At 40.9% G+C, this 13602-nt stretch carries 16 protein-coding genes and 1 other RNA gene; 4 read left to right on the top strand and 13 right to left on the bottom strand.

Going from position 1 to position 13602, the window contains the following annotated elements:
- Positions 1-133: 133 nt before the first annotated feature.
- From fdx to Aba26S_RS04275, 8 genes are all read right to left on the bottom strand, one after another.
- Positions 134-472 carry an ISC system 2Fe-2S type ferredoxin gene (gene fdx, locus Aba26S_RS04310; protein WP_004652975.1) on the bottom strand — a complete coding sequence of 113 codons (339 nt, stop codon included), beginning with the start codon at positions 470-472 and terminating at the stop codon, positions 134-136.
- Between the two features lie 17 nt (positions 473-489).
- Complete coding sequence (hscA, locus tag Aba26S_RS04305; RefSeq protein WP_043970163.1) at positions 490-2349, bottom strand: Fe-S protein assembly chaperone HscA; 1860 nt, start codon at positions 2347-2349, stop codon at positions 490-492.
- 38 nt (positions 2350-2387) lie between these two features.
- The gene (gene hscB, locus Aba26S_RS04300) at positions 2388-2906 is read right to left on the bottom strand and encodes a Fe-S protein assembly co-chaperone HscB (RefSeq protein WP_005240844.1); all 519 of its coding nucleotides are present in this window, start codon (positions 2904-2906) and stop codon (positions 2388-2390) included.
- An 83-nt stretch (positions 2907-2989) separates the two neighbouring features.
- Positions 2990-3310 (bottom strand): iron-sulfur cluster assembly protein IscA, encoded by a 321-nt coding sequence (gene iscA, locus Aba26S_RS04295; protein ID WP_005240846.1) that lies wholly within the window; start codon positions 3308-3310, stop codon positions 2990-2992.
- A 29-nt stretch (positions 3311-3339) separates the two neighbouring features.
- On the bottom strand, positions 3340-3726 hold the full coding sequence (iscU, locus tag Aba26S_RS04290) for a Fe-S cluster assembly scaffold IscU (RefSeq protein WP_004652980.1): 387 nt from the start codon (positions 3724-3726) through the stop codon (positions 3340-3342).
- 91 nt (positions 3727-3817) lie between these two features.
- Positions 3818-5035 carry an IscS subfamily cysteine desulfurase gene (locus Aba26S_RS04285; protein ID WP_005240848.1) on the bottom strand — a complete coding sequence of 406 codons (1218 nt, stop codon included), beginning with the start codon at positions 5033-5035 and terminating at the stop codon, positions 3818-3820.
- 1 nt (position 5036) lies between these two features.
- Positions 5037-5510, bottom strand: a complete 474-nt coding sequence (locus Aba26S_RS04280; protein WP_005240855.1) for an Rrf2 family transcriptional regulator — start codon at positions 5508-5510, stop codon at positions 5037-5039.
- Between the two features lie 107 nt (positions 5511-5617).
- Positions 5618-6265 (bottom strand): hypothetical protein, encoded by a 648-nt coding sequence (locus Aba26S_RS04275; RefSeq protein WP_005240857.1) that lies wholly within the window; start codon positions 6263-6265, stop codon positions 5618-5620.
- A 210-nt stretch (positions 6266-6475) separates the two neighbouring features.
- Here Aba26S_RS04275 and Aba26S_RS04270 point away from each other — a divergent pair, with 210 nt between their 5' ends.
- The 3 genes from Aba26S_RS04270 to Aba26S_RS04260 all read left to right on the top strand — a co-directional run bounded on the left by Aba26S_RS04270 (position 6476) and on the right by Aba26S_RS04260 (position 9383).
- A complete protein-coding gene (locus Aba26S_RS04270; protein ID WP_005240858.1) occupies positions 6476-6931 on the top strand; it encodes a phasin family protein in 456 nt (151 codons plus the stop codon).
- 168 nt (positions 6932-7099) lie between these two features.
- Positions 7100-7372 (top strand): HU family DNA-binding protein, encoded by a 273-nt coding sequence (locus Aba26S_RS04265; RefSeq protein ID WP_004639426.1) that lies wholly within the window; start codon positions 7100-7102, stop codon positions 7370-7372.
- A 139-nt stretch (positions 7373-7511) separates the two neighbouring features.
- Positions 7512-9383 (top strand): SurA N-terminal domain-containing protein, encoded by a 1872-nt coding sequence (locus tag Aba26S_RS04260; RefSeq protein ID WP_043970159.1) that lies wholly within the window; start codon positions 7512-7514, stop codon positions 9381-9383.
- Between the two features lie 63 nt (positions 9384-9446).
- On the opposite strand, the gene Aba26S_RS04255 is transcribed toward Aba26S_RS04260, so the two are convergent.
- Positions 9447-10304 (bottom strand): YbgF trimerization domain-containing protein, encoded by an 858-nt coding sequence (locus Aba26S_RS04255; RefSeq protein ID WP_043970157.1) that lies wholly within the window; start codon positions 10302-10304, stop codon positions 9447-9449.
- A 323-nt stretch (positions 10305-10627) separates the two neighbouring features.
- Between Aba26S_RS04255 and ffs the strand changes: the two genes are divergently transcribed.
- Positions 10628-10724: signal recognition particle sRNA small type (gene ffs, locus Aba26S_RS04250), an RNA gene on the top strand.
- A 10-nt stretch (positions 10725-10734) separates the two neighbouring features.
- Here the strand turns inward: ffs and Aba26S_RS04245 are convergent.
- From Aba26S_RS04245 to Aba26S_RS04230, 4 genes are all read right to left on the bottom strand, one after another.
- Positions 10735-11223, bottom strand: a complete 489-nt coding sequence (locus Aba26S_RS04245) for a regulatory protein RecX (protein ID WP_005271307.1) — start codon at positions 11221-11223, stop codon at positions 10735-10737.
- A 47-nt stretch (positions 11224-11270) separates the two neighbouring features.
- Complete coding sequence (gene recA, locus Aba26S_RS04240) at positions 11271-12317, bottom strand: recombinase RecA (protein ID WP_005271305.1); 1047 nt, start codon at positions 12315-12317, stop codon at positions 11271-11273.
- A 170-nt stretch (positions 12318-12487) separates the two neighbouring features.
- Positions 12488-12916: an RNA-binding S4 domain-containing protein gene (locus tag Aba26S_RS04235; RefSeq protein ID WP_004652990.1), complete on the bottom strand. Its 429-nt coding sequence runs from the start codon at positions 12914-12916 to the stop codon at positions 12488-12490.
- On the bottom strand, positions 12900-13601 hold the full coding sequence (locus Aba26S_RS04230) for an HAD-IA family hydrolase (protein ID WP_016652681.1): 702 nt from the start codon (positions 13599-13601) through the stop codon (positions 12900-12902). The genes Aba26S_RS04235 and Aba26S_RS04230 overlap by 17 nt, the downstream gene beginning before the upstream one ends.
- Position 13602: the final 1 nt, after the last annotated feature.

Raw genomic sequence — 13602 nt, 5'->3', positions numbered from 1 at the left:
TCTTGTCTGTTGGAGATGGCATCATGGCTGGCGCTGCTGCGCATCAATCTTTAATTTTTACAGCACGATACAGTGAGAAATAAAAAAGCCAGAGATTAACTCTAGCTTTTTTATTTTAAACTATCATTTAAGCTTAATGATTTTCTGAAGCGTGGTTGATGGTGTATTTAGGAATTTCGATTTCTAAATCCTCATCCACAATTTCAACTTGGCAAGAGAGGCGAGAGTCAGGCTCTAAGCCCCACGCGCGGTCAAGCAAATCTGCTTCAACGTCATTCATTTCCTCAAGGCTGTCAAAGCCTTTACGCACAACCACGTGACAGGTGGTGCAGGCTGCCGACATGTCACAAGCATGTTCAATCTTAATACCATTTTTTAATAAACTTTGGCATAAATTGGCGTTATGTTCGACTTCAAATTCTGCACCTTCAGGGCAAATTTGTGCATGAGGAAGAACTTTAATACGTGGCATATTGATCACCTATACCTTTAGTTTGAGTTTGACCAATCTTCAAGTTTTGTACCTTTTAAGGCATGGTCAATATGTCGGTTCATACGCAATGCAGCAAAGGCATCGCTATGAATTTTAAGTTGCTGAACTGCATGTTCAATCGCTGCAAGCTCATCGGTTTTCAGACGGGCTTTTAATGCTTCAGCGGCAAGGATTAAATCGCGAGCCTGTTGCTGAGAAAGTAAATCCGTATCTGCTTTCAATGCTTGTTCGAGTGCTTCTAGCTCGCGTTGTGCTTCGACTTTGGTTTCTTGCAAGTGACGAAGATGTTTGTCTTCTTCGGCATATTGGAAACCTTCAACCAATAAACGCTCAGTATCTGCTGAAGATAAGCCATAAGATGGTTTAATATCGATTTGCGCCTGCACACCAGAAGTGGTTTCTTTGGCTGATACGGTCAATAAACCATCGGCATCGACTTGGAACGTCACTTCAATACGTGCTTGACCCGCAGTCATTGGTGGAATGCCATGTAATACAAAACGGCCCAATGAACGACAATGCTCGACTAAATCACGCTCACCTTGCACCACATGAATTAACATGGCGGTTTGACCATCTTGATAGGTGGTAAATTCCTGACGGCGTGCGACAGGAATAGCAGTGTTACGTGAAATCAGGCGCTCAACCAAACCACCCATGGTTTCTAGACCAAGTGAAAGTGGTGTGACATCAAGCAATAACGAGCCATCCTGACTATTACCAATCAGCTGATTTGCTGTAATTGATGCGCCAATCGCAACCACTTCATCAGGGTTGATGGTACATAATGGCTCACGTTCAAATAATTCGCGTACCGCTTTCTGTACGGCATACGAACGGGTTGAACCGCCGACCAGGACCACATGTTCAATTTCATCAAGTTCAAGTTTGGCATCGCGTAATACGCGTTTGCACACACTCATACTTTTATCGAGCGCAACTTGAATAATGGATTCAAAAGTAGGTCGATCTAGCGTTAAACGGTCATCCAGTAATTTTAATTCAGCAGATTCGTGATCTGTTAAATATTCTTTGGCTTGACGAGCTGCAATCACAAAAACGGCATACTCTTCATCGCTTAAAGTCTCGATGTTGAGCTGTTTTTTGGCCCATTTTACGATTAGGCGGTCAAGGTCATCACCCCCGAGAGCAGTGTGGCCACCAGTTGCAAGAACTTCAAAGACACCTTGCGAAAAACGTAAGATTGACACATCAAAGGTACCACCACCTAGATCGTAAATCACATAGTTACGATCTGTGCTGAGGTTGGTCTCTTGATCAAGACCATAAGCAACAGCCGCGGCTGTCGGTTCGTTCAGTAAACGTAAAACGTTCAAGCCTGCGAGTTGTGCAGCATCACGTGTTGCTTGGCGTTGTGCTTCATCAAAATAAGCTGGAACAGTAATCACCGCACCATTCACAGGATTATTCAGGCTTGCTTCAGCGCGGTCTTTTAACTGTTTTAGAATTTCTGCAGAAATTTCGACAGGTGTTTTTCGACCCGCAGCAGTTTCAAATGCTGGCATTTCATTTTCTGCACCAACAAGCGTATATGGATGCTGGAATTTGATATCTGCTTGCGAGCGACCCATAAAGCGTTTGACCGAAACCACTGTATTTTTTGGGTCAGTCAGCATAAATGGCTTGGCTTCATAACCAAACGTGGTTGCATCCTTTGCGTAATGAACAATTGATGGAAGTAAAACCCGGTCTTTGTCATCTTGTAGAACTTTCGGTTTTCCCGATAGCACTGTCGCCACTAAAGAGTGGGTTGTCCCCAAGTCAATGCCAATCGCAATACGGTGTTGATGCGGGGCAGTAGATTGACCAGGTTCAGCAATTTGCAAAAGTGCCATGCGTGCGGTATCCCTTGAAAATAATTGGTAACAGCGGATTAGAAATCATCATCGAGGTCGAAGCTATCTTCTTCATCCAACATGCGATCTTCAGCTTTATCAATATCATTCATAACACGTTGGAAAAAACGTAACTTACGAACAGTATCACGTGCTTCAGCCCAGTCTTCATCGGCAAAATCGAGTTTGAATTCACGAATTAGACCGTCAATCCATTGCTGAATTTCAAGCTTTAATGTGCGAAGTTGCTCTGTTGAGGTCGCTTCATCTAGTTGCTCGCGCATTTCGAGTGCAGATTGAAGAAACTCAAAATCGCTAATAGATTGATCCAGATGGTGATCTTGTTTTTTTAACGCAAGTAAATATGCTGCACGACTATCAACCTGTGAGAGTACTTTATACGCTTGGTTGATTTCACTTGACTTGATCAAGGCCTGATCTTTGTCAGCAGCTTTATCTGGATGATATTGCTGTTGCAAACTTAAAAACTGTTTTTTTAAAGCAGCTAAATCTATATCGAGTGCTTCGGGTAATTGGAACAACTCAAAATGATTCATGGGAGATGAATTCCGCTATTGATAAATACGTTAAAACAGTGCGGAACACACTGTTTTGACGAAAAGAAAGAGGGTGGTTGAGGTTAAACAGTAAATGATTCACCGCAACCACATTCACCTTTTTGATTTGGGTTATTAAACTCAAAGCCTTCGTTCAGACCGTTTTTCACGTAATCCATCTCTAAACCATTGAGATAAACTAGGCTTTTAGGATCAACAAAAACTTTAACACCGAGCTGTTCAAACACTTGATCATGTGCATCGATATCATCGACAAATTCAAGTACATAAGCCAACCCAGAACAACCCGAAGTTTTCACACCAATGCGAATGCCTTCACCCTTACCGCGGTTTTGCAGGTAATTGCTGATGTGAGTCGCAGCATTTTCGGTTAGATGGATCATGAAAACTCCAATGTTATTTCGGTCATCAATTAAGCTTTCGCTTTTTTACCACGATAATCTTCGATCGCAGCTTTAATTGCATCTTCAGCTAAGACAGAGCAGTGTACTTTTACTGGTGGAAGTGCAAGTTCAGTCGCAATATCAATATTCTTGATTGATTGAGCTTCATCAAGCGTCTTACCTTTTAACCATTCAGTTACCAGTGAGCTTGATGCAATTGCAGAACCACAGCCATAAGTTTTGAAGCGAGCTTCTTCAATTACGCCATTGTCATCGACTTGAATTTGCAAACGCATTACGTCGCCACACGCTGGTGCACCGACCATACCTGTACCTACGTTTTCTGCATTTTTGTCTAAAACACCTACATTACGAGGGTTTTCGTAATGATCAATTACTTTTTCGCTATAAGCCATGTCGCTTCTCCAAACCTCGGGGTCAGCCTAATATTAATATGAGGGTTAAAAACACGTTTTCAATGAACTGCTCAATTGAGCGTGCAATGAATTAGTGTTCTGCCCATTCAACTGTTGAAAGGTCGATACCTTCTTTGTACATATCCCAAAGCGGAGAAAGTTCACGTAATTTCTCAACCGCAGCTTTGGTAATTGTTAACACATGGTCAATATCAGCTTCAGTGGTGTATTTACCAAAACTGAAACGAATTGAACTATGTGCCAACTCATCAGATAAACCTAAAGCACGTAAAACGTATGAAGGTTCTAAAGTTGCAGATGTACATGCTGAACCACTTGAAACAGCAACATCTTTCAGTGCCATCATCAGTGATTCACCTTCAACAAAGTTGAAGCTGACATTTAGATAGTTTGCAACGTTTTGTGTTGGGTGGCCGTTCAAGAATACTTGTTCAAGATCTTGTAAACCATTCCAAAGTTTGTCGCGTAATTTACGGATGCGCTCTTGTTCTGCTTGCATGGTTTTGCCCGCAATTTCAAACGCTTCACCCATACCAACAATTTGATGTGTCGCTAAAGTACCAGAACGCATACCACGCTCATGACCACCACCATGCATTTGTGCTTTTAAGCGAACACGTGGGCTACGACGAACGAAAAGTGCACCAATGCCTTTAGGGCCATAAACTTTATGACCAGAGAAACTCATCAAATCAACTTTCATTGTTGAAAGATCAATCTCTACCTTACCAACAGCTTGAGCTGCATCGACGTGGAAGAATGTTTTGTTGGCACGAGTTAATTCACCAATCGCAGCAACGTCTGTTACGGTACCGATTTCATTGTTTACCATCATGAGGGAAACAAGAATTGTATCTGGACGTAGGGCTGCCTGAACCATTTCAGGGGTAATTAAACCGGTACGTGGTTCTGGCTCTAAATAAGTAATTTCAAAACCTTGTTCTTCCAGCTCACGGCAAGGATCTAGCACAGCTTTGTGTTCGATTTTACTTGTAATGATGTGTTTGCCTTTTGAACCGTAGAACTGAGCAATCCCTTTTAATGCAAGGTTGTCTGACTCAGTCGCACCTGAAGTCCACACGATTTCACGCGGGTCTGCTTTGATAAGATTTGCAACCTGCTCGCGCGCATATTCAGCTTTTTCTTCGGCTTGCCAACCATATGCATGTGAACGTGATGCTGGGTTACCAAAAGTTCCCTCGAACGTTAAACATTCCATCATACGTTCTGCAACTTCAGGCAGTACAGGAGTGGTTGCTGCGTAATCAAGATAAATTGGACGTTTCATGTCAAATACCTGTAACCGATAGAAGGGCTGAATCTAAACTTGAAGAATTTTGGCGTAAAGCAACAGTTTGGACGTTGTCACGCGCAATTAAATCAGCAAGCGTGATTTTTGCGAGATAATCGGCAATATGGTGGGAGAGTTCTTGCCATAAGTCGTGCGTTAAACACATCGCACCGTTCTGGCAGTTGCCTTTGTGGTCACAACGTGTTGCATCAACGGTTTCATTTACAGCTTCAATAATTTCTAGCACAGTAATTTCACTTGCATTACGTGCAAGGTGATAGCCACCATTTGCACCACGAACGCTTGAAACTAACCCATGACGTTTGAGTTTCGCAAATAACTGTTCTAAATAAGCGACTGAGATGGATTGGCGTGCTGCTATTTCCGCAAGCGTGATCGTTTGTTCAGTTGGCTGCAAAGCTAAATCAAGTAGAGCAGTCACTGCGTAACGACCGCGAGTTGTAAGACGCATGATTCGGTACACATGGTTAGACTAGATGCTTAAATTTTATGAATTCCGACTAAAATAGTCAAGTTTTAAATTGCCATAATCAGCGTGAAAAGTGAAATATGTTGGAATTATTGTATCCACGTATTATAAACAAAAAAGGCAATGAAAATAAAGCTCAATACAGCAAAGCTAATGTTGATCAAGCGTTGACGTTTTTGCAGGCGATGAATGCGGTTCTGATATTGCTTAACTTCTACTAGCAATGTATTGATTTCAGAACGTTGTTGATCGATTTTTTCCAATAGTGGAGCAATACGCTGTTGGGTTGCAATGACTTCTGCTTCATCATTAAACAGGTTAAACCATTGTTTCCAGTTTGCTAAAATACTAGAGAGGGTTAGATGAGGAACTAAATCTAGAAACTCTTCTACAAGGGCTGCATCACCTAAAATGCGCATATTTGTAATGCTACGCTGATTGTTTAACACAAATATCTTAATCAAATCGATCAATGTGCTATTAATTTCCAGATCGATATTTCGATCCAGCGCTTTCATATCAAATAAAAGACCTTTTTCGGTAAATTGGATATAAAAGTCAAAGAAAGGAATATAACTATTGATTCGAATAGTCATTTTTTTGTCGATCAACTTTTTTGCTTGTAGGCGTAGGCCAGCATCATGCGTCAAGATGAAGGAGAAAAAAGTTTCTAAAACAATGATGACAATGTTTAGCAACAAATGGGGATGTTTATGTCTTTGTTGCGTATCACTCATAGATCTCTTTTTCCTTACCAATAACGTTGCGAAACAATAAAATCTGTAAACCTGAGCATCCGTACTCAAATTATTAAAAATAATTTACATGACTTTATTGCTTTGTAGAACAGTTTTTTAAAACGATCAAGTCTTAACTTTGATATTATAAAAACATTTTTATGGTTAAATACGACATACTGTTTGTAAAGTGCTTAGGAGTAATGGTCAATGGATAACTCAAATATAGAAAATCCTAATGAAGAAGCTGAAGTAAAAACTAAGCCAAAATCAAAGAGTTCTAAAAAATCTGCACTTGATTTCAAAAAATATACACAACAAATTTGGCTGGCTGGTTTGGGTGCTTTTTCACGTGCTGAAGAGGAAGGCAATAAATTGTTTGACTCACTGGTCAAGGTGGGTGAGGAGCTGGAGTCTAAAACAGTCGATTTTGCCGATAACACTGTCGGCAAGGTGACAGAAAAAGCCAAAGAGTCTGTAACAGACACCAAAGACAAGGTTGAAAAGATTTTAGATACGAGTGTCAACCACTCGTTGAATCGTATTGGCTTGGTCACGCCAAAGGATCTACAGCATATCGAACAGTTACTGGTGCAACTCCATATTAAGGTTGATGCGTTGATCGAAGAAAATGATCAATTGAAGGCTAAATTGAATAAAAAGTAAAAAAATGGCAGGTAACTCGTCCGTTTATGTCGTATTTCAGTATTTATTTTAATTAAAAGGTCCTTCTAGTATTGCGTTCTCCCCCAAAGCATTGCTATAAAGGCGTCATGGCCTTTTAAACTATAGCCTTGGATCTTAACAAACGATATTAAGAGGATATTTTTTATCATGAATAAATCAGAATTAATTGATGCGATTGCTGAAAAAGGGGGAGTGTCTAAATCGGATGCTGGTAAGGCACTCGATGCGACAATTGCGTCAATCACTGAAGCACTTAAGAAAGGTGACACTGTTACTTTAGTTGGTTTCGGTACTTTCAGCGTGAAAGAACGTGCTGCTCGTACAGGTCGTAACCCTAAAACTGGTGAAGAGCTGCAAATCAAAGCAAGTAAAGTACCTAGCTTCAAAGCTGGTAAGGGTTTAAAAGATTCGGTTGCGTAATCTTTTTAAATCAATAAACGCACCATTTAGGGTGCGTTTTTTATTTATTGAATGAAAAAGTTAATTTGATTCTTATTCTGCATTCATTCGCCTTTGTTTTTCAGTTAAAATTGCCCCGAAATAAAATATTGGAATTCTTATGGAATCGTTTCGTACTCTCATTAAGGGTTGGCTTGGCAAAGTCCTGTTAGTTTTGTTTTTGACCCCTTTAGCACTTGTAGGTATTGAAGGATATTTTAGTGGCAGCAATAAAGCAGATGTTGCGAAATCGGTAAACGGTCAAGATATTTCTAATAAAGAATTAGAAAGTGCCACCAAAAACTATAAAGACCAATATCTCTCTTTGGTGAAAGGTGATGAGTCGCTTTTAAATTTACCAGTTATTCAGGAGAAAGCTTTAGATGCATTAGTTGCGCGTAGCTTATTACAGCAACAAGCTGAAAAGTTGGGTATGACTTTAAGTGATGTGCAACTTGAACAAATGCTGGCGCAGCAACCGAGCTTTCAAGAAAATGGTCAATTCTCTAAGACCTTATATGAAAATTATTTGCGTTCAGTGGGAATGACCAATCAAGCTTTAATTGCAAGCTTGCGTCAGGATCATGCATTGAAAATGATTTCAACGTCTTTAATGGATTATGCATTGGTTAGTAAGTCGGATGTGCAGCAATTGGCAAATCTACAAACTGAACAACGGACCTTGCATTTGGCGAGTATCAAGCTGGATGATTATAAAAAGGGTGTAACTGTATCAAATCAGGAAATTACCGACTACTACAACAAGCATAAAAATGAGTTTAAGCAAGTTGCGAGTGTTGATGTTGATTATGTGGTATTGACGCCAGCATTGCTTCCTAAAACAAATCTTGCAGTAACAGAAGCAGATTTACAGCAGGCTTATGCGGCATTTGTTGATGAACAGAAAAAAGCAGTTAAACGTCAAGTTAAGCATATTTTAATCACTACTGATGCACGTGATGCTGCGGCTGCTCAAAAGCTTGCCAATGAGGTGTATGCAAAAATTCAGGCAGGTGAATCATTTGCACAGGCTGCTGCTCAGTTCTCAGAAGACCCGAGCTCTAAAGCGAATGGTGGTTTGGTTGAGTCATATGCACCAGGTGTCTTCTCGGCTGATTTTGACAATGCAGTGAATGCATTAAAAAATGGTGAGATTTCAAAACCAGTAAAAACCCAATATGGTTATCACATTATTGAAGCTGAATCACCAATGGTGAAATTACCATCGTTTGAAGCTGAGAAAGCTCGTTTGACGGCTGAGGTTGAAAAGTCGAAAGCAGCGAATTTATTCAGTGATACGGTTAACAATCTCAATGAAATGGTTGTTGGAGGTGATTCATTAGATGTGGTTGCACAAGAAGTGAAAGGTGCACGTATTGAATCTGCAAATGCTGTGACCCTTACAACGAATAATCCATATTTAGGTGATTTAAGCGTTAAAGCAAAATTGTTTAATGATGATGTGAAAAACGGTGACCGTAATGCATCTTCAAATATTCAATTGGCGAATGGCGATACGATCTGGATTAAGGTTCGTAATTATCATGCAGCAGGAGTTAAGCCTCTAGATCAGGCAACTGCAGAAGTGAAAGCTAAAGTCATTGAGGCGAAGGCGTATAAAGCTGCTCAAGCGAAAATTGCAACGATTCTTGCTGACTTTAAAACTCAACCTGCGGCACAAGTGGTTGCAAAATCACAGGTGACTTTTGAAAATGCGGGTACCTTTGCGCGTTCACAAGGTTTAAAACGTGCGATTGAGCGTGCAGCATTCAGCATTCCAGCGCCAGCTAAAGAGGGTCTATGGTCTGCAACCACAGCGAAATTACCAAATGAGTTGGTGATTGTTGCGGTTTCAAATGTGAATAGTAGTGTTGCAAGTACCTTGCCTGCTGAGCAGTTACAAGAGCTGAATAAGCTTTATCAACAGTTCCGTGGCCAGCAAGTCTTAGAAGACTATACTGAATACTTAAAATCACAGGCAAAGATCAAATAAGTTTGTTCTAAGCAATAAAAAAGCCAGTCGATCAGAACTGGCTTTTTTATTGCAAAAAGAAAACTACTTTTTCTGAATGAATTTCGCTTCTTCTGATTGCGGATATTGGCTTAAGAGTTTACTTCTGTATTGATTGGCTAAGGCGGTATTCTTATCCACTTCTTTGGCAATACTATAGAGTTGATAGACAGCACGGGATGCTTTTGCTGAGTTTGGATAGCGAGTCGCAACAATATTATAGTTTTGCTTTGCAGCTTTATAATCTACAGGCTCAACGGCTAAATAAAACTCAGCTAGCCAAAAGTATGCATTACCCACATAAATTCCATTGGGATGGTTTTTGATGAAGTTCTGCATTGGCTGGATGGCTTTTTTTGCACCGCCTTGTTTATAAGCGTCGAGTGCAACGGTATAGGCTGCTTTTTCGAGCTCGATTTGATTGGTGGTATTGCTTGTTGTCGCTGTATTGGCAGATGGTTGATCTGCAGCAGGTTCTGCTTTCGATGGAGCAGCCTGTTGCTGTTGCGCTGGAGCTGTTGGTGCAATCACGGGCGCTGCAGCCTCAGCATTGGCGGTTGCTGCAGGAGCAGTTCCATCTTGGGCTTCTGGATGATCTTCTGGTGGATCAATTTTTTGCGAAAGCAGCTCTAAGCGTTGATCTAGGTCAGTGTAGCGATTGCTCAGTTCTTTTTTTAATTGCTCAATGGCATTGTCATGTTCTTCAAGCTGACCACGGAGCTTACGAATTTCTTCTTCAAGCTTTTGGTTCTTTTGCATGATTTCCCAGTTTAGGCTAGGAGTACCAGCAACAACATTATTGGCTTGTTGTTGACTCAAAGAGCGCGATTCAATTGGAACATTGGCATATAAATGCGCACTACTGAGCAGGGCAATAAAAAGTACGGAATGCTTTTTTAGCATAAAAATTCATCCATAAGTTGAAAAATAAAGCTGTGGTCGAAAAGTCTTCACTTTTTACTTGCAACACACTAGATATAGATTTTTGATTAAGCCATTAAAACAGCAACTCATTTAAATGCAATAAGCATTTACAATCTTCAAGCACTTTTGCAGGAAATTACGAGGTTGTTGTTTAATGTTTGTTCGTATTGAAAGTGAATAGATAACAAATATATAGCAGTTGACGAGGAATTAGGCAGTTGAATGCAAAACTTGCGGAAAAACAGCGAGAAGTCTTGCAACTCAGGTAAAAATCTCTATACTTTGTCAGGCAATGGTAGCCCTGCTGGTAGCTTCGCAATTGTACTCTACGAACCCCGCCAGGACCGGAAGGTAGCAACGGTAGTAGAACTATGATGTGCCGAAGTCATGCTGGTAGGGCTGCCACCATTTATTCTTCTCCGCTCGTTCGAGCAACCGCTTTCATAATAACGCCCATATCAAAGCCACGGTATTGTAAAAACCGAATTTGTCTTGCCTTGATTTTTGGATCAGTTGCCACTTCTTCTCCAAACTTTTTAACTTTAAGCTGATAGGCTTGATCAAGCCAATCGACCTCTTCAAGTTCTTCAGTAATCAGCTCAGCATCAAGTTGTTTGGCTTTCAGTGCTTGTTTAATGCGTTGCAAACCTTTGCCTTTTCTGAGTTGGCTCGCTAGGGTGAGTTCGGCGACTCGTTGATCACTTTGATAATTTTGCTGTGCTAACTCTTCGACCAGTGTTGCGACTTCTTCTGGGTTGATCGCATATTGATTCAGTTTGGCAATTAATTCGGCTTGGGAATAATCGCGACGCGTGAGTAGAGCAAAGGCATATGAGCGTAATCTCGAACCAGTGAGTGTTTTAGGCTTTTCAGTTTTTTCATTGTTTGAGTTAAACAAAATTTATTTCCTTCATTAAAGAAAAACGCCCCGAAGGGCGTTTCAGTTTAGCTTTCTAAGAAATCTGGTTCTTCTTCTTCAATTTCTGTATTTTCAGTTGGTTTGTTCTTGGTGAGTAGTTGTTCGCGAATCAGCTTTTCAATTTCTTGAGCCATTGCTGAGTTTTCTTCAAAATGACGAATCACATTGTTCTTACCTTGGCCAATTTTATTGCCTTGATAAGAATACCAAGCACCCGCTTTTTGTACGATGTCTTGTTGAACTGCAAGATCAACCAATTCACCGAGTTGATTAGTCCCTTTACCGTACATAATCTGGAACACTGCTTCTTTGAAAGGAGGTGCCATTTTATTTTTTACAACTTTAACGCGTGTTTCGTTACCCGTAATCTCGTCGCCTTCTTTGACTTGACCGATACGGCGAATGTCTAAACGTACAGAGGCGTAGAATTTGAGTGCGTTACCACCTGTTGTGGTTTCTGGGCTACCAAACATCACACCAATCTTCATACGGATTTGGTTAATGAAGATCACCATACAGTTCGAGCGCTTTGCATTACCTGTGATTTTACGTAAAGCCTGACTCATTAAACGTGCTTGTAAGCCCATATGTGAGTCACCCATTTCGCCTTCGATTTCAGCTTTTGGGGTCAATGCTGCAACAGAGTCGACAACGATTAAATCGATTGCACCAGAACGCACCAGCATATCTGCAATTTCAAGTGCCTGCTCACCGTGGTCTGGTTGTGAAACCAAAAGATTATCAATATCGACACCAAGCTTGCGTGCATATTCTGGATCTAATGCATGTTCCGCATCGATAAAGGCACAAGTACCGCCATTCTTTTGACATTGAGCAATCGCCTGTAATGTCATGGTCGTTTTACCTGATGATTCAGGACCGTAGATTTCAATGATACGGCCTTTTGGTAATCCGCCAATCCCTAATGCAATATCAAGTGTTAAAGAACCTGTAGAAACCGCTTCAACAGCTTGTACTGTGTTATCACCTAAGCGCATCACTGTATTTTTACCAAATTGTTTTTCAATCTGGCTTAACGCAGCTTGTAACGCCTTACTTTTATTATCATCCATCTCAAAACCTCAAAACTTTATTTCTTAACGACTAACCCAAGTGGATGTATTGAATCTCAACTTGTTGGGACTTGAGTATAGTGGCAGATTCTCGTTGTTTATTCTACATCTGATCTGTGTCTATGCGACACAAAATGACGCATCCAAAATTGAAAAATATCCATCAAAATCTACTCATCATGATAAGACCATGATTGGACATTTTCCTGTTTAAAACGATTGATATCACGACGATCTTTTTTACTTGGTCGGTGATCTGGTCGGGCTAGATTATGCAATTTTCGCTGAGATGCATGCAACTCTCTGCGCGCAATACTTTCTGTTGTTTCTTCATAAAGTAACTGGGCTGCCGGAGCGCCACCCCGGACGGCAGAAAGTGCCTTGACCACTACAGTTTTTTTCTCGAAACCTTGTTGAATGGTCAGTTCCATTCCAATCCGGACATCTCTGGAAACTTTCACCCGATCATTGTTGTGGTGAACTTTACCACCTTCAATGGCGGCCTTGGCAATCGAGCGTGTTTTAAAAAAACGTGCTGCCCAAAGCCATTTATCAATGCGCATGGCATCCATGCTGTCTGGTTCATGCTGTTTTGGCATCTGTTACCTGTAAATTGGTTTCAAGATAATCAACGAGTTCGGTTAATTGATCAAGTGCGGGATAGGGTAGTTCTGTTGCCATTCTGGCGGATTTTCCGCTAGATGGCTGTAAAATGCTAAAGAGTTGAGTGATCCCAAAATCTTCAGCACTTTTGAGCACAGCAACTGTATCGTCAATAAAGACCGCTTGTGCTGGGTCAAATGGATGAAGTTGTTGTAACTTTTGCCAAAATGCGATTTCTTCTTTGGCGTGCCCAAGTTCTTCGCTACTGATCATAAGTTCAAAGTAAGGGCTCAGTTCGACATTTTCAAGTTTGAGTTTTAGGCTGGCACGATCGGCATTGGTGAGTAGCCAACAGCGATAGCCTTGCGCATTTAACTGTTGTAACAGTTGATGGCAGCCAGTTCTTGCACGGATTTTTTCGCGATGCTCGTATTGCAGTTGCAACACATCAACACCTACTTTAGCCGTCCAGTACGCCGAAGAGTACCAAGATAGTGTATGCTTATGTTGTTGGTAAAATTGAAATAAGGTCTGTTGGCTTTGTGCAAGTGTGCATTGATGCACTTGAGCATGTCGTTCAGGCAAACAATGATTCCAAATCAAATCATCAAAGGCTAAATCGAGTAATGTGCCGTCCATGTCAAACATGGCAATCGGCTGCTGTAAATCTGAATATGACATA

It is taken from the genome of Acinetobacter sp. NBRC 110496, assembly GCF_000876115.1.
Lineage (GTDB): Bacteria > Pseudomonadota > Gammaproteobacteria > Pseudomonadales > Moraxellaceae > Acinetobacter.
Note: the sequence above shows the minus strand (reverse complement) of the source record. Positions and strands in the feature narration are given on the sequence as shown.